Source organism: Nitrospirillum viridazoti CBAmc (assembly GCF_000730165.1).
GTDB lineage: Bacteria > Pseudomonadota > Alphaproteobacteria > Azospirillales > Azospirillaceae > Nitrospirillum > Nitrospirillum viridazoti.
Genome location: NZ_CP022110.1, coordinates 2,677,233 through 2,698,764, shown reverse-complemented (window position 1 = coordinate 2,698,764; position 21,532 = coordinate 2,677,233). Strand labels below are relative to the sequence as shown.

Below are 21,532 nucleotides of genomic sequence, written 5' to 3'. Positions count from 1 at the left end.
TAAAGTCACCGACAGTGACAACGTTATCATCCCCCCGCACATCCGAGCGACCCATGCGCCGCAGCAGCCTTGCCATCCTATCCGCCTTCAGCCTCAGCCTGGGGGCGCTGGCGCCTGCCTGGTCTTCCGCCGGAGCCGCGACCCCGGCCGGCAATCCCGAGCAGAAGGTGGGCCAGCGCATCCAGATTCGCGCCGCCGACCTTCCCGCCCCCTACGCGACCGAGGGTGTGGGCAATTCGTCGGAAGAGGTGCCGCGCCCCGACGGCGCCAGCCTGAACGTGCCCAAGGGCTTCACCGTTTCCGTCTTCGCCACGGGCCTCAGCCGCGCGCGTAACCTGGCGGTGGCGCCGAACGGCGACGTCTTCCTGGCCCGCCAGGCCACGCCGGGTGAGATCACCCTGCTGCGCGACAGCAAGGGCACCGGCACCGCCGACCAGATCATCACCTTCGCCGCCGGTTTCGACCGCCCCTACGGCATCGAGTTCCACGACGGCTACCTCTGGGTGGGTGACATCAAGGCGGTGTGGAAAATCCCGTATAAGGACGGGGACACCAAGCCGGCGGGCGACCGCATCCAGGTGACGCCGGACGGTGCCCTGGGCCAGCCCAAGGGCCACCCCACCCGCACCCTGGAATTCGCCCCCGACGGCAAGAGCTTCTTCGTCGGCATCGGTTCCATGAGCAACATCGCCGAGGATCCGAAGCCCCACGCCGCCGTGACCGAGTTCAACATGGACGGCACGGTGAAGCGCCTCTACGCCACGGGCACGCGCAACCCCGTGGGCCTGCAGTTCTACCCCGGCACCGACGACCTTTACGCCGTGGTGAACGAGCGCGATGGCCTGGGCGACGGGCTGGTGCCGGATTACTTCACCCGGCTGCAGCCGGAAGGCTTCTACGGCTGGCCCTATTCCTACATCGGCAACCATCCGCAGCCGGACTTCGCCGACAAGCGGCCGGACCTGGTGGCCAAGGCCATCGTGCCCGACCTGCTGTTCGACGCCCATTCGGCCCCGCTGGGCCTGCTGTTCTACACCGGCCACCAGTTCCCGGCCGATTATCAGGGCGGCGCCTTCGTCACCCTGCACGGCTCGTGGAACAAGGCGAAGCCCACGGGCTATAAGATCGTCTACGTGCCCTTCACCCACGGCCGCCCGGCGGGCCATTACGTGAACTTCGCCACCGGCTTCTGGCTGCCCGGCACCAACCCGGCCCAGGTCTGGGGCCGCCCGGTGGGCCTCGCCATGGCGCACGACGGCAGCCTGCTGGTGGCGGACGACGTCGGCGGCACGGTGTGGCGCATCAGCTATCACGCGAAGGGCAAGTCCTAAGCCTTTCTATTTGCAAGACTTGGGGGCTGCCCAGAGTCTAGCGGCAATGAAAGGGCGGTGGCGGTGGGCAATTTCTGCCGCCGCCACCCTTGTCCAATTTGCAAAATGAGCGTATATGTCGGGGTGGCTAAAGGAGGCCATTCCCATGTCCATCGGCGGCATCAACTTCTACAGCTCTGGTTACGGCGCGACGTTCCTGACCTCCGGTGTCGGTTCGACCAGCGACGTTTCCAACTCGCAGGTGCAGTCCATCTCCCCAGTCAAGACCCAGGGGACCTCGGACCAGGGCACCGACCAGGCCAATACCGACAACAACGCGTCCAACAACAGCAGCAGTGGCTTCACGCAGAACTTCAGCCCGACGCAGGACCAGGTGAAGGCGGCCTCCGACACCGGCCGCACCCGTGGCGCATTCGTGAATCTGACAGTCTGAGCCACAACCGATTGCCGGGTGCCTCGGGCGCCCGCTTCCAAGGGTCGACAGCATTCGCTGCCGGCCCTTTTTGTTGCGCGCGCGGCGCCTGCGTTGGGTGCATCAGGCCACCCAGCGGCGAACCTCGTGCAGGTCGGCGGCCACGCGGCACAGGGCCTCGATCTCTTCCGTGGGGGCCAGCAGGTCCGGCACCATCACCGCCATCATGCCAGCGGCGTGCGCCGCGCGGATGCCGTTGTGGCTGTCCTCCAGCGCGATGCAGTGCCGGGGGTCGATACCCAGGGCGGCGGCCGCCTTCAGGTAGGGCTCCGGATGCGGCTTGCCCTGGCTGACGTCGTCGCCGCCGACGACGACGCGGAAGCGCTGGGCGATGCCGGCCTGGGTCAAATGGTGCAGCGCGCGTTCCCGCTGGGTGCTGGTGGCCACCGCCATGGGAATGCCGGCGGCGTCCAGATGGTCCAGCAACTCCACCACCCCGGCCATCAGGGCGATGCCGGCGTCGAAATGCGCCTGGATGGCGCTGCGGTACAGCTCGGTGAAGCGCTCGAACACGGTCTCGCCACCGAAATGGTCCACCAGCATCTGGCGCACCGCCGGGTAGGGCCGGCCGATCAGGGTGCCGTAGAACAGCTCGGTCAGGGGGCAGCCCACCGTCACGGCGGCATCCATCATGGCGCCGCGCAGGGGGCGCTCGCTGTCGATCAGCAGGCCGTCCATGTCGAAGATCGCGGCCTGGATGGCATGGGGAAACGGCATGTCCGTGTCTTCATGGTGCGGTTGGCGTCGTCCTGGGGATAACCCGGCCTTGGCCCCGCCGCCAGTGCCGGGGCGGCATGGCAGGTTCCCCGCCGCTGGCCGTGCCGGGGACATGGCACCCCCCCATTCGGGCCCGCTTGCCGGGTCCACACCCTCGACCATATCGTTGCGATCCGTTTCCGCCGCCTGCCAATCCCGATGCGGGCGGCACAACCATTGGTGTCGCCATCCATGTCCGTCTCTGACGTCCCCTTCCGCCAGTCCGCTTTCGCCAAGCCGCCCGTGGCCCGGGTCTGGCCGGTGGAGAAGACGGCCCACGGCGAGGTTCGCGTCGACCCCTACGATTGGTTGCGCGACCCGGCCTTCCCCGAGGTCAAGGACCCGGACATCCTGTCCTACCTTGAGGCGGAAAACGGCTATATCGAGCAGGTGCTGGGCGGGGAGGGGGACCTGCGTCCCGCCCTGGTGGGCGAGCTGCGCGCCCGCATCAAGGAGGACGACACCGGCGTTCCCTACCGCCGCGACGGCTATTTCTACCAGTCGCGCTTCGCCGCCGGCCAGAACTACCCCGTCTTCGTGCGCTGGGCCGCCGGCACCTCTGAAGAGGAGGTCGTGCTGGATGTGAACGTCCTGGCGGCGCAGCACGACTTCATGCGCGTGGCGGATTTCGAGACGACGCGCGACGGCCGCTACCTGGCCTACACCGCCGACACCGACGGCTCCGAGCGCTATGGCGTGCGGGTGAAGGACCTGTCCACCGGTGACCTGGTGCTGGAGGGGGCGGCTGACGCCACCCCCGGGGTCGCCTGGGCGGCCGACGGCCGGCACCTGTTCTATATCCGCCAGGATGAGTTCCAGCGGCCCAAGACCGTGTGGCGCCACCGCCTGGGCACCGCCCTGACCGAGGACGTGCTGGTCTATGAGGAGGCCGATCCCGCCTGGATGGTCAGCCTGGACCTGACCTTGTCCGGCCGGTTCATCCGCATCGTCGCCCACAACAACGTGTCGACCGAGGTGCGGCTGCTGGACGCCGCGCAGCCGGAGGGTGAGCCGCGCCTGGTCCTGCCCCGCCGCCAGGGGCACGAATACAATGTGGAGGATCAGGGCGATATCGCCTGGATCATCACCAACGACACCCACCGCAACTTCCGCCTGGTGAAGGCGCCGCTGGCCGATACGGCCGAGGCCAACTGGGTGGAGGTCATCGCCCCGGCCGACCGCACCTACCTCACCGGCCACATGGCCTTCCGCGATTGGCTGGTGGTCTATGCCCGGGTGGACGGCGCCCAGGTGGTGCGAGTGCTGGACCCAAAGCAGGCGGATGGCATCGGCGGCACTCACGACATCGCCTTCCCCGACACGGCGTTCGAGGTCGGGCCCGGCGCCAACTTCGACTATGACGGCGGCCTGCTGCGCCTGCGCTACCAGTCGCTGGTGACGCCGCCCACGGTTTATGATTATGACCTGAACGACCGGACCCTGGCCATCCGTAAGGTCCAGGAAATCCCCAGCGGCTATGACGCCGACCAGTATGTCAGCGCCCGCCTGATGGCCCCGGCGCGCGACGGCACGCTGATCCCCGTCTCCATCGTCCACCGCCGCGACTTCCCCAAGGATGGCTCGGGCGCCCTGCACCTCTACGCCTACGGCGCCTACGGCAACGGCATCGACCCCTATTTTTCGGCCAACCGGCTGGGCCTGCTGGATCGGGGTTTCGCCTTCGCCATCGCCCACATCCGCGGCGGTGATGAACTGGGGCGCGGCTGGTACGAGGACGGCAAGCTGGAGAAGAAGATCAACAGCTTCACCGACTTCATCGACGCCGCCCAGTTCCTGGCGGGTCAGGGCTATGCCAAGGCCGGCAACATTTCGGCCGAGGGCGGCAGCGCCGGTGGCCTGCTGATGGGTGCGGTGGCCAACATGGCGCCCGAGGGCCTGTTCCGCGCCATCGTGGCCCAGGTGCCCTTCGTCGACGTGGTCAACACCATGCTGGACGACAGCCTGCCCCTGACGGTCATCGAATATGATGAGTGGGGCAATCCCAACGAGCCCGAGGTCTATCAGCGGCTGAAGTCCTACAGCCCCTACGACAACGTGGCGGCCAAGGCCTATCCCCACCTGCTGATCACCGCGGGCCTCAGCGATCCGCGCGTCACCTATTGGGAACCGGCCAAGTGGACGGCCAAGCTGCGGACGCTCAAGACCGACGACCACGTCCTGCTGTCGCGGACCGAGATGGGGGCAGGTCACGCCGGTGCCGCCGGCCGCTTCGACAAGCTGAAGGAGGTGGCGCTGACCCAGGCCTTCCTGCTGCGGGCCTTCGGCAAGGGGCTGTAAGGGCAATTCGTCCGATGCCGGGCATTTGTAAGGGGGGCTGGGGCGGGCTTATAGTCCGCTCCAGCCCTTTACTTTTCAAAGGTCCCATCCCGTGACCGTCACGCCTTTCCCCACCGCCCGCGCCCGCGCCGCCACCCGCGCGCCGTATCGCGCCATCGGCATCTGGCTGCTGGTCTGCGCCGGCCTGGTCTTCGCCATGGCCGTCATCGGCGCCATCACCCGCCTGACGGAAAGCGGCCTGTCGATCACGGAATGGAAGCCGGTGACGGGCGCCCTGCCGCCCCTGTCGGACGCCGCCTGGGCCGAGGAGTTCGCCAAGTACCAGGCCACGCCGGAATTCGCGCTGAAGCACAGCGGCATGGACCTGGCGCAGTTCAAGGGCATCTTCTTTTGGGAGTGGTTCCACCGCCTGGTGGGGCGTCTGATCGGCATCGTCTTTCTGCTGCCCTTCCTGTTCTTCCTCGCCACCCGCCGCGTGCCGCCCAGCCTGGTGCCGCGCCTGGCCGGCCTGTTCGTGCTGGGCGGACTGCAGGGCGCCTTGGGCTGGTACATGGTCAAGAGCGGCCTGGTGAACCGGCCGGATGTCAGCCACTACCGCCTGGCGGCCCACCTGTCGCTGGCGGTGCTGATCTATGTCGCCATGCTGGCCACGGCCCTGCCGCTGCTGTTCCCTGCCGCCAGTGGTGCCGTGCACCGGGCGCGCGGCAGTTTGCGCCGCCACGCCGGCATTGCCATGGCCCTGGTCGCCACCACCATGGTGTGGGGTGCCTTCACCGCCGGGCTGGACGCCGGCCAGGCCTACAACACCTGGCCGCTGATGAACGGCACCTTCGCGCCGGAGGAGATGTGGAACCTCAGCCCCGCCTGGCTGAATATCCTGGAGAACACGGCGGCTGTGCAGTTCACCCACCGCTGGCTGGCCATCCTGACCGGCCTGGTGGTCTGGTCCTACGCCTTCCGCGCCCTGCGTGCTGATGTCCAGGGCCGGGTACGTGCGTTGGCTATCGCCGTGGCGGTGATGGTGCTGGTGCAGATCAGCCTGGGCATCAGCACCCTGCTGATGTTCGTGCCGGTGCACGTCGCCGCCACCCACCAAGCCGGCGCCCTGGTCCTGCTGGGCTTGTTCACCTGGACGGTGGTGGAGTATCGGCGGGGCTGATATTTTCAGCCTCGGGATGTTTCTTCCCGGAGGGACGTATGGCCGCCGTCGCCCGCGCCTTGACCGCCTTCGTGGCGGAGAGGGTGGTGGAGTTCCTGCTGATCACTGTCGCCTTGGCGGCATTGATGGGGGGCCTGGGGGGCAGGGGCCTGCCGCTGTCTCTGCGCCTAGTCGAATCCTATTACCTCTTGTCCGGCTATCCCGTGGGGGCGCTATTGGCCTGGGTGGTGCGCCGTCGTTGGCCGGTCCATTGGCAGGCGCTGTTGGCTTGTTTCGCCTTCGCGGCCCATCTCGGCATTTTCCTGGCGGTCCGTGGGCTGTTGGAGAGCCGGATCGCCTGGGGCATGTCCTTGTTTCTTGGACTGCCTACCCTAATGGTGGTCGCCTTCTGCGCCGTGTTGGGGGCCCGGATGCGGGCGCGTGGCTTGGTCCTGTTCGCCGGATAGGGGATGGCGCTAACAAAAAGGGCGCGAAGCCGATGCCTCGCGCCCTTCTGCGTTCCGGATGCCGGCCTGGTTTAGGCGGCTGCGGCCTTTTCGGCCTGCAGCTGGCGGCGATACTCGATAGCGTCGGCGAAGACGCGCAGCATGGTGTCGATGAACTCCGGCACCACCTCTTCCGGACCGCGGGCGGTCAGCAGCTGGCGGTCGATGTTCATGTTCTGGCCTTCCTCGGCCACCCAGGTGGCGCCGGCGGCCTCGACGGTCTCGCGGATCGCCTCGTTGCCGGTCACGGTGCGGCCCTTCAGACGCTGGGCCACGGCCAGCAGCTGGACGCCGTGGTTGATGGCGGCGACGCCCTTGCCGGCGTCCATGAAGCTGCCGATGATGCGGCGGGTGTGCGGGTTGGCGGCCAGCTTGGCCACGCTGCGCTCACCACCCGGCAGGACCAGCAGGTCGAAGTCGGCGGCCAGCACCTCGCCAATCTGCTTGTCCGTGGGGAAGTAGTGGCCCCAGGACGTGCCGTGCCAGCCGTTCACCAGGCCCTGTTCGGGCGAGATGATCTTGGGCGCGGCGCCGGCGCGCAGCAGGGCGCGCTGCGCTTCCGTCATTTCCACTTCTTCGAAGCCGTTGGCGATGAGGATGGCAACGGCTTTTCCAGCGAGCGGCTGATCGGTCAAATTACGTCTCCTATGTTGTTTCGGCGGCCCGACACCCGCCCGTCGCCGTTCCCCAGGGGACGGCGCCGTTGGCAAGGCGCGATGGATGCTGCCTCGTGAAAATGGCCGCCCAGGAACAGGCGGCCATGGCAAAGCGTCAGGCGTGGGCGGCTGTCGTGATGCATGCCGGGCCGATGGGATGACGCTCTATTCGCATGGCACCGTAGTTGGCCTCTCCAGCGCCCCAGGTCAATCGCATTAAGATCGAATCGGCGTTGCGGTGCGGCATGGCTGGGTTGCGGCCCGTCCGCCGGCGTCTGGCACGCGTGCGGCCGCCCTGTCCTAAACTTTGGGATTGGTTTTGAGGGAATGCGCGCCCGCCCCATAGGCCCCGACCGGGGCCGCCCTGCGCCTGAGGGCGAACCAACCGAGGCGCGCTAACTAATAGCCGACAGCGCCTCTTCCAACTCGTTGAAGTCGGGCATGTATTCCGTCGGCACCTTTTTTCGCGCCGCCTCGATGGACACCTGAGGCGCGTAGCCCGCGAGGTGGGATGTGATGGCCGCCCGGATGACGTGGTAGAACTGGTTCTCCTCCTCCGCCACGCCCTTCAGCCGCGAGGCGATGGGGGCGATGATGCAGTAGGACAGGAAGATACCCATGAAGGTGCCGACCAGGGCGCCGCCGATCAGCTTGCCCAGCACCTCGGGTGGCTCGGTGATGGACGCCATGGTCTTGATGACGCCCAGCACGGCGGCCACGATGCCCAGGGCGGGCATGGCGTCGGCCATGGTCTGGAAGGCGTGGCTGGAGTGCAGGTCCTCGTGCTTGGCCTTGTCGATCTCCTGCTCCATCAGCGCCTCCAGCTCATGCGGGTTGTCCACGCCGATGGAGAACATGCGCAGGTAGTCCGCGATGAACTTGACCGTGAACGGGTCCTTCATGATCGAGGGGTAGGCGTTGAAGATGTTGCTTTCCAGGGGCTTTTCGATGTGCTGCTCGATGGCCAGCACGCCCTTGGTCTTCATCGTCTTCAGGATTTGATAGAGCAGCGACAGCAGCTCCATATATTCCTTTTTGTGGAACTTCGCGCCGGGGAAGATGCGCTTCACCGCACCCAGCGCCTGCTTGATGGTGTGGGTGCTGTTCGCCACCATGAAGCCGCAGATGGCGGCGCCGCCGATGGTCATGAACTCGCCGGGCAGGGCCTCAAGGATGATGCCGATCTTGCCGCCGAAGATCATGAACGACCCGAACACGCAGATGAACACGCCGAGCAGGCCGATGGCGGCAAACATGAGCAGACCTTGGTAGCTGGACCCCTAAGGTTCGCAGAGTCCAGACAATCGGCCTACTTGTCAAATCCCTGATGGGTTAGGGCGGACGGCACATCGGCGCGCGCGAACGGGTGATGTCGAACGCGGCCCCGTCACCCAGGCATGACGCCAAGACCCTTGAATTCGGACGCCCCGTCCGCCATCGTTCCTGCCATCGACTGGGGTGCCGCCCGCCTGACCATCAGGCCCGCGGCTGAGATCAGACCCATGGAACCTGCTCCGGATCATGCCGGCGAAGGGAGATCGCGAGACCGTGACCTATCATCCGCCTTCGGGCCATCCTTCTACCCATCCATCTGCCGCCAAGCCGTCCGTCGCCCCCCGGGTGATCGTCATCGGCGCCGGCTGCATCGGCCTGTCCATCGCCTGGCGCCTGGCCGCCGCCGGCTGCACGGTCGACATCTATGACCGGGGAACCGCCGGCCGGGGCGCCACCCATGCCGCCGCCGGCATGCTGGCGGCCGCCGTGGAGGCGGAACCGGGGGAGCAGGCGCTGCTGCCCCTGACCCTGGACAGCCAGCGGCGCTGGCCCGCCTTCGCCGCCGAGCTGGAGGCTTACAGCGGCCTGCCCGTCGATCTGCGCACGGACGGGACGGTGCAGGTGGCCCTGACCCGCGACGATGTGGAGGTGCTGCGCAGCGGCTTCGAGTTCCAGCGCGGCCTGGGCCTCAACGTCGCCTGGCTGAACGGCGCCCAGGTGAAGGAGCGGGAGCCGTGGCTGAACCCCCGCGTCGCCGCCGGTGTGCTGGGCGCCGATGACGGCCAGGTGGACAACCGCAAGCTGGCGCTGGCGCTGAAGGCCGCCGCCTTGAAGGCCGGCGCCCGCCTGCACGAGGGCGCCGCCGTGGAGGCCCTGTCGCTGACAGCGGGCCGCGCCGACGGCGTGGTGGTGGACGGCGCGCTAAAGCCCGCCGATGTGGTGGTGCTGGCCGCCGGCGCCTGGTCGCGCCAGCTGGCGGGTCTGCCCGAGGGCGCGGTGCCGCCGGTGCGGCCGGTGAAGGGCCAGATGCTGGCCCTGCGCATGGACCCGGCCCAGCCGCTGTTGCGCCATGTGGTGTGGCCGCCCAAATGCTATCTGGTGCCCCGCCTGGACGGTCGCCTGATCGTGGGCGCCACCACCGAGGACAAGGGCTGGGACGACCATCTGACGGCCGGCGGCGTGCTGGCCCTGCTGGAGGCCGCGTGGCGGGCCCTGCCCGGGGTGGAGGAACTGCCGATCGAGGAGATGTGGGTGGGCCACCGCCCGGGCAGCCGCGACGACGCCCCCATCCTGGGGCCGGTGCCCGATGTCGCCGGCTTGGTCATGGCCACCGGCCACCACCGCAACGGCATCCTGCTGACCCCCGGCACGGCCGACCTGGTCGCCGATCACATCCTGACAGGCCGGGTGGACCCCCTGCTGGCGCCCTTCGGCATCGGGCGGTTCCAGGGGCGGAGTGCCAACGGCATGAGACTTTGATTCAGCCGCTATAGGACGTGACCACGTCCGCCGGAGCTTTACGGGAAGCGCAGCGGACTGGAAAGCGAGGAAGCCAAGCCCCGGACGGGGCGCCCGGCGATTGAGGGACAAGGAAACGCACATGATCACCGTGAACGGCAAGACCCGCGACCACGCGGATGGCCTGGACCTGCCGGCCCTGCTGGGCGAGGCGGGGGTAGAGCTGGGTGCCCGCGGCATCGCCGTGGCCGTCAACGGCACCGTGGTGCCGCGTGCCCGCTGGGCGGAGCGCGCCGTCGCCGATGGCGACGCCATTGAAATCGTGAAGGTGCTGCAAGGTGGCTGAAGACCTGTTCCGCATCGCCGGCAAGGCGTTCACCTCCCGCCTGTTCCTTGGAACCGCGGGTTATCCCAACCAGCAGGTGTTCCTGGACAGCCTGGCGGCGTCAGGTGCTGAAGTGGTCACCGTCTCCATCCGCCGGGTGGACATGGAGGGCGGGGCCGAGGGCATCCTGGACCTGGTGCGCGACAAGGCCTGGCTGCTGCCCAATACCGCGGGCTGCGCCACGGTGAAGGACGCCGTGCTGACCGCCCAGCTGGCGCGCGAGGCCCTGGACACCAGCTGGATCAAGCTGGAGCTGATCGGCGACCGTGAGACGCTGTACCCGGATGTGGAGCAGCTGGTGACGGCGGCGGCCCAGCTGGTAGACGACGGTTTCACCGTCCTGCCCTATTGCACCGACGATCCCATCGTCTGCCGCCGTCTGGCCGACGTCGGCTGCGCCGCCGTCATGCCCCTGGGGGCGCCCATCGGCACGGGGCTGGGAATCCTCAATCCTTACAATATCGAAATGATATGCGCGCGCAGCACGGTGCCGATCATCCTGGACGCCGGCATCGGCACCGCCTCTGACGCCGCCCTGGCCATGGAACTGGGCTGCGACGCTGTGCTGCTGAACACCGCCGTGTCCAAGAGCACCGACCCGGTGCGCATGGCCGCGGCCATGGGCCACGCCGTCGCCGGCGGCCGCCTGGCCCGCCTGGCCGGCCGCATCCCGAAGCGCACGCGGGCGGAGGCCTCCAGCCCCGAGCTGGGGCTGATCGGGGGATAAGGGTGGGATTGCCCAATCCTCCCCTGCTGGTCATCACCGACCGGCGGCAGGCATCCATGCCGCTGCCCCGGTTGCTGGACCGGGTGTTCGCCGCCGGCTGCCGCTGGGTCAGCGTGCGGGAGAAGGATCTGGCCCCCTGCGACCGGCTGGATCTGGTGCGTGAACTACGCCCCATGGCCCGCCATCATGGCGCCCTGCTGACGGTGCATGCCGACCTGGCGGCGGCGGTGCTGTGCGACGGCGTGCATCTGGGGGCGGGCGGCGATGTGGCGGCGGCCCGCGCCCGCCTGGGCCCCCAGGCCCTGGTGGGCCTGTCCCGCCACCATCCGGACGAGGGACGGGGCGGCGCCGACTACGCCACCCTCAGCCCCATTTTCGAGACGGCGTCCAAGCCCGGCTACGGCCCTGCACTGGGCCCCCAGGCCCTGTCCCGCCTGCCCGGCGCTTTGGCCCTGGGCGGCATCACCCCCGCCAACGCGGCGCAGGCCCGCGCCGCCGGTGCCGCTGGCTTGGCCGTCATGGGCACCGTCATGCGCGCAAGCGACCCCGCCGCCGTAGTGCGGGATTTGCTGGTGGCGTGGGGCTAGGCGAGGAAAGTCGAGACAGCGAAGGCTGGCGCCGGCGCCTGAGTCACACGAATCAATGCGCCTCGCCCCAGCTCCGCCCCGTGCCGGCCTCGGCCACCAGGGGCACGGACAGGCTGGCGGCGCCCTCCATCACCTGGCGCACCACGGGGATGGTGGCGTCCACCTCTGCCACCGGCACCTCGAACAACAGTTCGTCATGCACCTGCAGCAGCATGCGGCCGGTCAGCCCGGCGTTGGCCATGGCGGCGGGAACGCGGGCCATGGCGCGGCGGATGATGTCGGCGGCGGTGCCCTGGATGGGGGCGTTGATGGCCTGACGCTCGGCGAAGGCGCGGCGGGCGGCGTTGCTTTCCTTGATGCCCTGGATCCAGCACTGACGGCCGAACAGGGTGGTGACGTAGCCCTTTTCCTTGGCCTCGGCCTTGGTCTTCTCGAAATAGCCCGCCAGCTCCGGGAAGCGTTCGAAGTACTGCTTGATGAAGGCCCCGGCCTCACCCGCGCCGATGCCCAGCTGGCGGCCCAGGCCGAAGCCGGAGATGCCGTAGATGATGCCGAAGTTGATGGCCTTGGCCTTGCGGCGAATCTCACTGGTCATCTGGTCCAGCGGCACGCCGAACACCTGGGACGCCGTCATGGCGTGAATGTCGATGCCCTCGGTGAAGGCCTGCTTCAGGGCCGGCACGCCGGCGATCTCCGCCACCAGCCGCAGCTCGATCTGGCTGTAGTCCACGGACAGCAGGACATGGCCCTCCGGCGCCACGAAGGCGCGGCGGATCTTGCGTCCTTCCTCCGTGCGGATGGGGATGTTCTGCAGGTTGGGGTCGGTGGAGCTGAGGCGCCCGGTGGCGGTGGCGGCCAGGGCGAAGCAGGTGTGCACGCGGCCCGTGCCGGCGTTGATCTCCTCCTGCAGGGCGTCGGTGTAGGTGGATTTCAGCTTGGCCAGCTGGCGGTGGTCCAGCACCTTCTGCGCCACCTCCACCCCCTGTTCGGCCAGGGGTTCCAGCACGCTGCTGTCGGTGGAATAGGCGCCGGTCTTGCCCTTCTTGCCGCCGGGCAGGCCCATCTCGTCGAACAGCACCTCGCCCAGCTGCTTGGGGCTGGCGACGTTGAAGGGGTGGCCCACCAGGGTGTGGATTTCCTGTTCCAGTGCCGCCAGACGGCCGGCGAAATCGCGCGACAGCTCGGCCAGCATGGCGCGGTCCACCAGGATGCCGGCCTCCTCCATGGTCGCCACCACCGGCGTCAGCGGGCGGTCCAGCGTCTCGTACACCGTCACCAGGTGGCGGCGCAGCACGTCGGCCTTCAGCACCTGGTGCAGGCGCAGGGTGATGTCCGCGTCCTCCGCCGCATAGGCGCAGGCGCGGTCCAGGGGCACGCGGTCGAAGGTGATGCGGTTCTTGCCGGTGCCCGTCACCTCGTCGAAGGTGATGCAGGTATGGCCCAGGTGGCGCTGCGCCAGCTCATCCATGCCATGGCCGTGGGCGCCGGCGCCCAGGGCGTAGGACAGCAGCATGGTGTCGTCCACGGGCGCGATGGCGGCCGGGCCGGGGGCGAAGCCGTGGCGGGCCAGCACCCGGATGTCGAACTTCAGGTTATGGCCCACCTTCAGCACCGACGGGTCGGCCAGCAGCGGCGCCAGCAGGGCGCGGGCCTCCTCCAGCGGGATCTGCGGCGGCGGGGGCGGGGCCTCGCCGAAATCGAAGCCGCCGGCCTGTGGGTTGGGGGCGTCCGGATTGACGTGGGCCAGGGGCACGTAACAGGCGCGGCCCGGCGTGTACGACAGGGAGAAGCCGACCAGCTTGGCCCGGTCGGGGTACAGGCCGTCGGTCTCGGTATCGATGGCCACCGTGCCGGCCAGGGTCGCCTCATCGATCCAGCGCTTCAGCACGGCGGCGTCCTGCACCAGCTCGTACGCGATCTCCGTGGGGGCGGGGATCTTGGGCTCCCCGATGGGGGTGGCCTCGGTGTTGTAGAAGCGGCTGTTATAGGCGGCGCGCACGGCGTCGGTGCGCTGCTCCGCCCCGCTGCCGCCGGCCGTGACCTCCAGCGCCAGGGCCGGGGCGCCGGCGCCGCCATTGCCCCCACCATTGCCGCCATTGGCCTTCAGGATGTCGTTCTCGACCTTCTGGATGGCGGAGCGGAAGCCCTGCTCGCGCAGCCAGCCGATCAGCTTGTCATGGTCCGGCTTGCGCGCCGTCAGGTTCTCCAGCGGCTCGGGCACCGGCACATGGGCCTCCAGCTTCACCAGCTGGCGGGAGATGCGGGCCATCTCCGCATGCACGGTCAGGGCCTCGCGCCGCTTGGGCTGCTTGATCTCGTGCGCGCGCTCCAACAGGGCGTCCAGCCCGCCATACTCCGTGATCAGCTGGGCGGCGGTCTTGACGCCGATGCCCGGCACGCCCGGCACGTTGTCCACGCTGTCGCCGGCCAGGGACTGCACGTCCACCACCAGTTCCGGCGCCACGCCGAACTTCTCCAGCACTTCGTCCCGGCCGATGCTCTTGTTCTTCATCGGGTCCAGCAGGCCGACGCCGTCGGTGATCAGCTGCATCAGATCCTTGTCGGACGAGACGATGATGCAATCGCGCCCCGCCTCCCGCGCCAGGCGGGCGTATGTGGCGATCAGGTCGTCGGCCTCATACCCTTCGAGATGCAGGCAAGGCAGGTTGAAGGCGTCCACCGCCTGGCGGATCAGGTCGAACTGCGGGATCAAATCTTCCGGGGGCGGCGGCCGGTGGGCCTTGTAGTCCGGATAGATGGCGTTGCGGAAATTCTCCCGCTTGCTATCGAAGATGACGGCGACGGAGTGCACCTTCACGTCGGCCAGCAGCTTCATCAGCATGTTGGTGAAGCCCAGCACCGCGTTCACCGGCGTGCCGTCCGGCCGGTTCAGCGGCGGCAGGGCGTGATAGGCACGGAAGATGAAGCCCGAGCCGTCCACCAGATACAGCGTCTCCTGCACCGTGCCCGACACGGCCGGGACGCCGGTCACGGGCGTGGGCGCGTCCGGCGGAACAGGGATGGAGTCGGTTGCGGCGGCGGCGGGCGCGTCGGGGGTGTCGGCCATGGCGGGCATCTTCAGCATAACGGGCGGGGGTGGGACGGGCGCGTGAACGCGGGCATCCCGGGACCGCACCATGGCCGATTTGGGGCGGGGCTGTCGAGGGGCGGCGGCTCCCGCCTCGACAGCGGCGGGGATTGCGGCCAAGGTAGGCGCCGCGATCAGGAGGGACGGGCTGGCCGTGAGTGGGGAACAGCAGGGGCAGGATGAGGCGGCCGCGCTGGCCCAGATCTTCGACCAGGCCACCGGCCACCACGCCGCCGGCCGCCTGGCGGAGGCGGAGGCGCTGTACCGCCGGATATTGGCGGCCGTGCCGCGACAGCCCGATACCCTGTATCTGCTGGGTACGCTGGCCTATCAAACCGGGCACCCGGACACCGCCGCTGACCTGGCACGCCAGGCCATCGGCGCTAAGGCGGACGTCCCCGCCTTCTATGTCCTGCTGGGTAACGTTCTGCATGACCAGCGCCAGCTGGAGGGGGCGGCGACCTGCTTCCGACGGGCCCTGAGCCTGGACGCCGGCAGCGTGGGCGGCCATCTGGGCCTGGCCAACGTGCTGCAGGACCAGGACCGGATGGCCGAGGCGGTGACGGAATACCACCAGGCCTTGGCCCTGAACGCCAGGGACGCCAACATCCACAACAACCTGGGCGGCGCGCTGCTGCGCCTGGACCAGCCGGAGGCGGCGCTGGCCTGTTTCGACCAAGCCATCATGCTCGCGCCGGGCCGGGCGGACCCGATCTACAACCGCGCCAACGCGCTGCGCGCCCTGGGCCGGGGCGCCGAGGCGGAGGACGCCTATCGCCAGGCCTTGGCCCTCAGCCCCGCCCACCGTGACGCCACCCTCAACCTGGCCAACCTGCTGCTGGCCGATGGCCGGGCGGCAGCGGCGGAATCCCTGTACCGCCAGGTGCTGGCCCGGGCGCCGGACCATGTCGACGCCCTGATGAACCTGGGGGTGGCCCTGCACGGCCAGGGCCGCGTGGCCGCGGCGGAAGAGGGGTTGAACCAGGCCCGCGCCCTGGCGCCGGGCCGGGCCGATGTGCTGAACAATCTGGGCCTGGTGCTGGCGGCCTTGCGCCGGCGGGATGAGGCCGTGGCCCTGTACCGCCAGGCCCTGGCCCTGCGGCCCGACCTGGCCGACGCAGCGTGCAACCTGGCGGCGGCGCTGGCGGGCCAGGATGACGCGGCTGGGGCGCTGGCCCATGCCGAACAGGCCTTGCGCCTGCGCCCCGACGATGCCAAGGCGCACATGGCCATGGGCAACGCCCTCGCGGCGGCAGGCGATTTCGCCGGAGCGCTGACGCGGGCACTGGAGGCGGCGCGGCGGGCGCCAACCCTGGCGACGGCCCACGGTAACGCGGCACTGATGCTGTCATACCTGGGCCGCCCGGCGGAGGCGCTGGCCCATTTCGACAGGGCGGCGGCCTTGACCGACGTCACCCCGGAAATCCTATGGAACCGTTCCCTCACCCGACTGCTGCTGGGGGATTTCGCCGCGGGATGGGTGGAGTATGAGCGGCGGTGGGATACGGACCTGATGAAGGCCGCCCGCCGCCCTTACGCCCAACCGCTGTGGCGGGGGCAGAGGGCGCAGGGCCGCCCGCCGACCCTGCTGCTCCATGCCGAGCAGGGACTGGGGGACACCCTGCAGTTCTGCCGCTACGCCCCGCTGGCGGCCGAACGCGGCTACGCCGTGGTCCTGGAGGTGCAGCGGCCGCTGTTGCGCCTGCTGCGCAGCCTGCCCGGTGTGGCGGAGGGGCGCATCAGCCTGGTGGCGGCAGGCGACCCGTTGCCGCCCTTCGACCTGCACTGTCCGTTGATGAGCCTGCCGCTGGCCTTCCGCACCACCTTGGACACGGTGCCGGCAGTCACGCCTTACCTGGCGGCCGACCTGTCCCGCTGGCGCGACGCGGTCGCCGCCGGTGGTTCAGGCCTCAAGGTCGGCCTGGTCTGGGCGGGCAACCCCAGGACCAGTGTGCCGGACCGGCGCCGTTCCATCGATCCCACGCTGCTGGCCCCCCTGGCGGATGTGTCGGGCGTGTGCCTGTTCAGCCTGCAGAAGGAGGGGGCGGCGCCTGCGGGCCTTCCCCTGACGGACCTGATGAGCGGGGTGGCGGATTTCGCCGACACCGCCGCGCTCATCTCGCAGCTGGATCTGGTCATCAGCGTGGACACGGCCGTGGCGCATCTGGCGGGGGCCCTGGGCCGGCCCGTCTGGCTGCTGAACCGTTTCGACACCGACTGGCGCTGGCTGCTGGGCCGCGACGACTCGCCCTGGTATCCCACCCTGCGCCAGTTCCGCCAGACGACCCCCGGCGATTGGCAGACACCAATCGCCCGCGCGTGCGACGCGCTGGCGCAATCGGGACAGGGCGTCTGAGGCGGCGCCAGCGGACTTCAAACGCGGGGAAGGTGGCGGACCCGATACGATTCGAACGTACGACCTCTGCCTTCGGAGGGCAGCGCTCTATCCAGCTGAGCTACGGGTCCATGCCGGGCGACACGCCGGGTTTCCGGCGGCGCGGCGCGCACCATACAGGCAAGTTCCGGGCAATGCAAACGCTATGGTGCGTGCCGGGTGGGGCGCTCACGGCTCCTGGTCCAGGCGGACGTAGCGGCGTTCCAGGCGGGCCGCGTTGTAGTAGACGGCGACGGGGGCGCCGGTGCCGGGGTCGGTGAAGCGCTCGCCCGTGTCCTGCCAGCCGGGGCCGGGCAGGTCCGTCAGCGGCTTGTAGGTCACGCGCTCGATACAGGCGGCCAGGCACAGGACGCTGGTGCCGACCAGCACGCCGATGGGAAAGACGGTCACCATGTCCATGAACCAGACGGCCAGGGTGGCGGCGAAGGCCAGGGCGCTGCCGATCAGCAGCCATGTGCAGGCGGGTTGGCGGATGAGGCTGGAACGGGCGCGCCGGGTGGGCCCGGAACCGAAATGGACATGCAGCACGGACATGATGGACGTCTCCTTCCCCTGTTCGGGGGCCCTGGCGTCGGGCGTGCCCGGATCGGCGGCGGGGCCGGCGGTCCGTGGCGGGCGTCCGGGGCGTCGGGCCCCTCTGCTTGATGGCGGTTCTCAGGCTTTCCTTGAAGCGGGCTTTCCTTTCGTAAAACTCAGGCGGCTCGTAACTCAGGCGGCGGGCTCCAGCACGACGGCGGTGCCATAGGCGACGATCTCGCTCATGGTCTCGCCGATCTCCGAACTGTCGAAGCGCATCATGACGACGGCATTGGCCCCCATGGCGCCGGCGTTGGCCACCATGCGGTCGATGGCCTGGCGGCGGCCTTCCTCCAGCATCTGGGTGTATTCGTGGATTTCACCGCCTACCAGGGTGCGCAAGCCGGCCATGAAGTTGCCGGCCAGGCCCCGGCTGCGCACCACCACACCGAACACTTGGCCCTTCACGGCCGTGACCCGGTGTCCGGGCACGGCCTCCGTCGTCACCACCAGCATGCAGCGCTCCTGTCCTGTGAGGGGAAGCTTACGCCCGGGCGCCGTCCCACGCCATGAGCGCGTTCGGTCAGGGTGCCGGCCCCCGCCGCAGGACGGGGGCCGTTCTCAGTCAGTGCGTGGCCGGCAGGGCGGCCAGCCAGCTGTCCACCTGGGGCAGCCGCTCCTGCGCCACCTTGGCCCGGTAGGCGATCTCGCCCGCGGCCTTGGCGACACCCTGGCGGGCGGTGGCCGGCACGTGCGCCTCGGCATAGGCGTTCAGCTCGCCGATGCGCGCCGGATCGGACGAGCGGCGCGCCACGCCGGCGAAGAACTCATAGCGCTGCATCTGGTCCAGCGTGGCCTCCACCGCGTCGACGTGGGCCGTGACGAAGCGCCAGGCCAGGTCGGGGTTCGCATCGGCCACGGCCAGGATCAACTGCGGCGCGATGGTGGTGCCCACCTCCGGCGTCAGGCTGAGGTCCAGCACCTTCTGCGCCAGGGCGGGGTCGCGCACCGCCCCCAGCGCCCCATACAGCTGGCGGCGGGCCAGCGCGTCAGTGGTGCTGGACGCCAGGGCGTGCAGCCGGTCGAAGGTGGCGGCATCGGCGTGCTGGGCCACGGCGGTGATGACGGCCAGGCGGATGCCGGGGGGCAGGGCCGTGGGGTCGGTGCCGTCGGCCGCCAGACGCCGTTCCGCCTCCGTCAGCGTATCGGGGGCATCGAAACTGCTGAGCGCGCGGATCAGGGCGGCGCGGGTCAGGCCCACCTTGTCGCCCTGTCCCGGCTGCGGGTCCCAGCCGATGGCGGACAGCACCGGTGCCAGCACGCCGCGGGCGAAGGCGCGGAAGGCGGCCTGGCCGGGCTTGCCGGCGTAATAGCCGTCCACGTCGCGCAGATAATCGGCCGCCTGTTCCCACACCGATGGGTCGGCGTCCGGGCGCAGGGCGCGGATCAGGGACAGGCTGTCGCTCATGGCCATCTGCCCCGCCTCGCCCAGGGCGGCGCTGTCATACATCAGGCCCAGCTGGTCGATGGGGGCCAGCCGGTCGACATGATCGACCAGGGCCTTGAACGCCGGCTCGGTATAGGCGGTGCGGAAATAGCCGGTCTGGCCGGCATTGGCCAGCAGGGGGCCGCAGCCGGGCGCGGTGGCCTTGCCCGTCAGGGCCGTCAGCAGCGCGTGCGACGGCGCACTGGCGGCCCCGCCCGTGGCGCCCACCGTGGCCCCACCCACCGTGGCGAGAGGAACGGGGATGGCCCACAGCCGGTCGCTCAGATGGTACTGGTCGGGAATGGTCACCGGCTCGGTGGCGAAGCGCGCCTGGCGCAGGCTGACCTGCGTGCCGCCGCCGGCCATGGCAGGGGCCTCCTTGGCGCCTTTCTTGCCCTTATGCGGCCTGGGGCTGTCGCCGGCGCTGCAGGTGGCGCTGACCGATACCAGGGGGATGCCGGGCTTGGTGATGAAATCGGTGGCGATGCGTAGCGCGTCCTTGGCGCCCGCCTCCTCCACCGCCTTGAACAGGTCGCGGGTGGTGGCGTTGCCGTAGGCGTGGCGCTTCATGTAGCGGCGCACGCCGTCGCGGAACACCGTTTCGCCCACCGTCGCCTCCACCATGCGGATGACGGCCTGGCCCTTGTCGTAGGTGATGTCGTCGAAGGCCTCGTCCGCCTCGGCCACGGAATTGATGGGCTGCACCACCGGGTGGGTGGCGGCGCGGGCGTCCAGGCGCTTGGCCCGTTCCATCGCCGGCATGGCCACCAGCCAGGGCGACCAGTCGGGATGCAGGGCGTCCATGGCCTTGGCCTCCATCCATGAGGCGAAGCCCTCGTTCAGCCACAGGTCGTCCCACCAGGCCATGGTGACCAGGTCGCCGAACCACTGGTGCGCCATCTCGTGCGCCACCACCTGGAACACCCTCTGGCGCGCCGCTTCGGTGGCCAGGGCCGGGTCCAGCAGCATGTCCTTCTCGAACGACATGATGGCGCCCCAGTTCTCCATGGCGCCGAAGCCGCCGGCGCCGGGCGTGGCGATGAAGTCCAGCTTGGGCAGGGGATAGGGCGTGCCGAAATAGTCGTTGTAGCGGGCCAGGATGGCGGCGGCCGTCTCCAGGGCGAAGCGCGCCTTGTCCACCGACCCGCGCCGCACGACCACGCCGATCTCAACGTCGCCGGCCTTGGCGGTGGCGCGCTCCAGGTCGCCCACGGCCACGAACAGCAGATAGCTGGACATGCGCGGCGTGGGCTGGAAGTGGACCAGATGGCGGCCGTCGGCCATGGCCTCGTCCGTCTTCACCGGCATGTTGGACACGGCCATCTGGCCCTGGGGCGCCATGACCGAGAGGGTGAAGGTGGCCTTGGCCGAGGGCTCATCCCAACAGGGCAGGAAGCGGCGGGCGTCGCCGGCCTCGAACTGGGTGGACAGCATGTGGGCCGGCACGCTGGTACCCCCTTTGCCGTTTCCTGGCGCGTCCGTGGCGGTGTAGTCCAGCTGGAACAGGCCGCGCGCCGATTTCTCGATCTGGCCGCGATAGGCGATGTCCACCGTGTGATGGCCGGGCGGCAGGGGGGATGCTGTCGTCAGGGTGGCCGTCTGGCTGCCCTTGTCCAAGGTGACGCCGGTGGCGGGGTTGCCGTCGATGGTCACGCGGTCCAGGGTCAGGCTTTCCGCGTTCAGCACCACCGTGGGGGTGGCCGTGGCCACGTCGATGTCGACGTGCACCTCACCGGCGAAGGTCGAGGCCTCGATATTGGGGATGACCGTCAGGTCATAATGCAGGGGTGAAATGTTGCCCGGCAGTCTACCATTGGCCGCTAGACTAACCGTGGGGATGAGGCATAGGGTCGCAGTCGTCACCAGAACAGTTTTGATCACGCCTTTGAAATTAGTCGAGGCCAGGGGCATACAGCCGCTCCTACGCTTGTATTGCGCGACGCCACTGCGGGGCGCTTTACGCTTTGGCGCCGAGTGTGCCTGCGTCCACCCCGCAGTTCAATTGCGGACTTCCCGACAAATATGTGCGTCCTCGCCAAAGGCGGCGGAATGGATATCTCCGGGATACTATATCCGATTGCGATCAAGGTAAGCGCTGTCCCCACGCTGAAATCGCAGCGTCGTTCCGGCAATTCGCGCGGGAATGCGACAGAAGAACGCAGGCCTGACTGGAAGCCGTCGCCGGCTGATACGGCTTCTTGGCGCCGGCCCGGTGCTCTTCGAACAGGTTTTAGCGGCGGCCGTTGGATGACGTGTCAACCTCATCTTCCCCGACCGTCGACTTCGGCACCCAATTAGTTAGGTTGGATAACCGATATTCTGCTGATTATCCAAGTATTACTTAACTGACAGTGCTGGAGTGTCCTGATGAATGGATAGCAAAACCACAAAGAGATTGACAGGCAGTGATGAAGGCGAAAGGCGGTTAAAAGAAATTTCAAAAGTTAACGGATCGGCG

The 21,532-nt window shown here is 68.9% G+C and carries 17 protein-coding genes, 1 tRNA gene and 1 riboswitch; of the genes, 10 read left to right on the top strand and 8 right to left on the bottom strand.

Annotated features, from left to right (window positions below; all coding sequences use genetic code 11):
* Positions 1-53 precede the first annotated feature (53 nt).
* Positions 54-1,331, top strand: coding sequence for a PQQ-dependent sugar dehydrogenase (locus Y958_RS12375; protein ID WP_088872216.1), 1,278 nt, complete (start codon positions 54-56; stop codon positions 1,329-1,331).
* Between the two features lie 115 nt (positions 1,332-1,446).
* Entirely contained in the window at positions 1,447-1,764 is a 318-nt protein-coding gene (locus Y958_RS12370) for a hypothetical protein (protein WP_145727605.1), read from the top strand.
* Positions 1,765-1,866: 102 nt separating this feature from the next.
* Here Y958_RS12370 and Y958_RS12365 read toward each other — a convergent pair whose 3' ends face one another.
* Positions 1,867-2,520, bottom strand: coding sequence for an HAD family hydrolase (locus tag Y958_RS12365; RefSeq protein WP_088872214.1), 654 nt, complete (start codon positions 2,518-2,520; stop codon positions 1,867-1,869).
* Positions 2,521-2,751: 231 nt separating this feature from the next.
* Between Y958_RS12365 and Y958_RS12360 the strand changes: the two genes are divergently transcribed.
* From Y958_RS12360 to Y958_RS12350, 3 genes are all read left to right on the top strand, one after another.
* A complete protein-coding gene (locus tag Y958_RS12360) occupies positions 2,752-4,857 on the top strand; it encodes a S9 family peptidase (RefSeq protein ID WP_088872213.1) in 2,106 nt (701 codons plus the stop codon).
* A gap of 91 nt (positions 4,858-4,948) precedes the next feature.
* The gene (locus tag Y958_RS12355; RefSeq protein WP_244909290.1) at positions 4,949-6,016 is read left to right on the top strand and encodes a COX15/CtaA family protein; all 1,068 of its coding nucleotides are present in this window, start codon (positions 4,949-4,951) and stop codon (positions 6,014-6,016) included.
* 38 nt (positions 6,017-6,054) lie between these two features.
* Positions 6,055-6,462 (top strand): hypothetical protein, encoded by a 408-nt coding sequence (locus Y958_RS12350; protein WP_088872212.1) that lies wholly within the window; start codon positions 6,055-6,057, stop codon positions 6,460-6,462.
* Positions 6,463-6,533: 71 nt separating this feature from the next.
* On the opposite strand, the gene Y958_RS12345 is transcribed toward Y958_RS12350, so the two are convergent.
* Both Y958_RS12345 and motA read right to left on the bottom strand, forming a co-directional pair.
* Positions 6,534-7,136: a DJ-1/PfpI family protein gene (locus Y958_RS12345; RefSeq protein ID WP_004271406.1), complete on the bottom strand. Its 603-nt coding sequence runs from the start codon at positions 7,134-7,136 to the stop codon at positions 6,534-6,536.
* A 416-nt stretch (positions 7,137-7,552) separates the two neighbouring features.
* Positions 7,553-8,413, bottom strand: coding sequence for a flagellar motor stator protein MotA (motA, locus tag Y958_RS12340; RefSeq protein ID WP_004271405.1), 861 nt, complete (start codon positions 8,411-8,413; stop codon positions 7,553-7,555).
* A gap of 188 nt (positions 8,414-8,601) precedes the next feature.
* A riboswitch (TPP riboswitch) is annotated at positions 8,602-8,711 on the top strand.
* On the opposite strand from motA, the gene thiO reads away from it, so the two are divergent.
* The 4 genes from thiO (at position 8,706) to Y958_RS12320 (ending at position 11,589) form a co-directional block, all read left to right on the top strand.
* Entirely contained in the window at positions 8,706-9,911 is a 1,206-nt protein-coding gene (gene thiO / locus Y958_RS12335; protein WP_088872634.1) for a glycine oxidase ThiO, read from the top strand. Its footprint overlaps the riboswitch before it by 6 nt.
* Before the next feature lie 121 nt (positions 9,912-10,032).
* Positions 10,033-10,236, top strand: coding sequence for a sulfur carrier protein ThiS (thiS, locus tag Y958_RS12330; RefSeq protein WP_088872211.1), 204 nt, complete (start codon positions 10,033-10,035; stop codon positions 10,234-10,236).
* Positions 10,229-11,002: a thiazole synthase gene (thiG, locus tag Y958_RS12325; RefSeq protein ID WP_088872210.1), complete on the top strand. Its 774-nt coding sequence runs from the start codon at positions 10,229-10,231 to the stop codon at positions 11,000-11,002. Before thiS ends, thiG begins: the two co-directional genes overlap by 8 nt.
* Before the next feature lie 2 nt (positions 11,003-11,004).
* Positions 11,005-11,589, top strand: coding sequence for a thiamine phosphate synthase (locus tag Y958_RS12320; RefSeq protein WP_088872209.1), 585 nt, complete (start codon positions 11,005-11,007; stop codon positions 11,587-11,589).
* A gap of 52 nt (positions 11,590-11,641) precedes the next feature.
* On the opposite strand, the gene polA is transcribed toward Y958_RS12320, so the two are convergent.
* Complete coding sequence (polA, locus tag Y958_RS12315; RefSeq protein ID WP_088872633.1) at positions 11,642-14,656, bottom strand: DNA polymerase I; 3,015 nt, start codon at positions 14,654-14,656, stop codon at positions 11,642-11,644.
* A 175-nt stretch (positions 14,657-14,831) separates the two neighbouring features.
* On the opposite strand from polA, the gene Y958_RS12310 reads away from it, so the two are divergent.
* Positions 14,832-17,033: a tetratricopeptide repeat protein gene (locus tag Y958_RS12310; protein WP_186291178.1), complete on the top strand. Its 2,202-nt coding sequence runs from the start codon at positions 14,832-14,834 to the stop codon at positions 17,031-17,033.
* Between the two features lie 33 nt (positions 17,034-17,066).
* On the opposite strand, the gene Y958_RS12305 is transcribed toward Y958_RS12310, so the two are convergent.
* From Y958_RS12305 to Y958_RS12290, 4 genes are all read right to left on the bottom strand, one after another.
* A tRNA-Arg gene (locus Y958_RS12305) sits at positions 17,067-17,143 on the bottom strand.
* A 97-nt stretch (positions 17,144-17,240) separates the two neighbouring features.
* Positions 17,241-17,606: a hypothetical protein gene (locus Y958_RS12300; RefSeq protein ID WP_088872207.1), complete on the bottom strand. Its 366-nt coding sequence runs from the start codon at positions 17,604-17,606 to the stop codon at positions 17,241-17,243.
* 174 nt (positions 17,607-17,780) lie between these two features.
* A complete protein-coding gene (locus tag Y958_RS12295; RefSeq protein ID WP_088872206.1) occupies positions 17,781-18,104 on the bottom strand; it encodes a heavy metal-binding domain-containing protein in 324 nt (107 codons plus the stop codon).
* Positions 18,105-18,213: 109 nt separating this feature from the next.
* Positions 18,214-20,937 (bottom strand): M1 family metallopeptidase, encoded by a 2,724-nt coding sequence (locus Y958_RS12290; RefSeq protein WP_186291177.1) that lies wholly within the window; start codon positions 20,935-20,937, stop codon positions 18,214-18,216.
* Positions 20,938-21,532 lie beyond the last annotated feature (595 nt).

Bases quoted from the DNA above. Each gene is read 5' to 3' on its own strand.
- polA (WP_088872633.1), bottom strand. From the start codon at position 14,656: ATGGCCGACACCCCCGACGCGCCCGCCGCCGCCGCAACCGACTCCATC.
- Y958_RS12370 (WP_145727605.1), top strand. From the start codon at position 1,447: ATGTCGGGGTGGCTAAAGGAGGCCATTCCCATGTCCATCGGCGGCATC.
- Y958_RS12295 (WP_088872206.1), bottom strand. From the start codon at position 18,104: ATGCTGGTGGTGACGACGGAGGCCGTGCCCGGACACCGGGTCACGGCC.
- Y958_RS12350 (WP_088872212.1), top strand. From the start codon at position 6,055: ATGGCCGCCGTCGCCCGCGCCTTGACCGCCTTCGTGGCGGAGAGGGTG.
- thiS (WP_088872211.1), top strand. From the start codon at position 10,033: ATGATCACCGTGAACGGCAAGACCCGCGACCACGCGGATGGCCTGGAC.
- Y958_RS12300 (WP_088872207.1), bottom strand. From the start codon at position 17,606: ATGTCCGTGCTGCATGTCCATTTCGGTTCCGGGCCCACCCGGCGCGCC.
- Y958_RS12375 (WP_088872216.1), top strand. From the start codon at position 54: ATGCGCCGCAGCAGCCTTGCCATCCTATCCGCCTTCAGCCTCAGCCTG.
- Y958_RS12365 (WP_088872214.1), bottom strand. From the start codon at position 2,520: ATGCCGTTTCCCCATGCCATCCAGGCCGCGATCTTCGACATGGACGGC.
- motA (WP_004271405.1), bottom strand. From the start codon at position 8,413: ATGTTTGCCGCCATCGGCCTGCTCGGCGTGTTCATCTGCGTGTTCGGG.
- Y958_RS12360 (WP_088872213.1), top strand. From the start codon at position 2,752: ATGTCCGTCTCTGACGTCCCCTTCCGCCAGTCCGCTTTCGCCAAGCCG.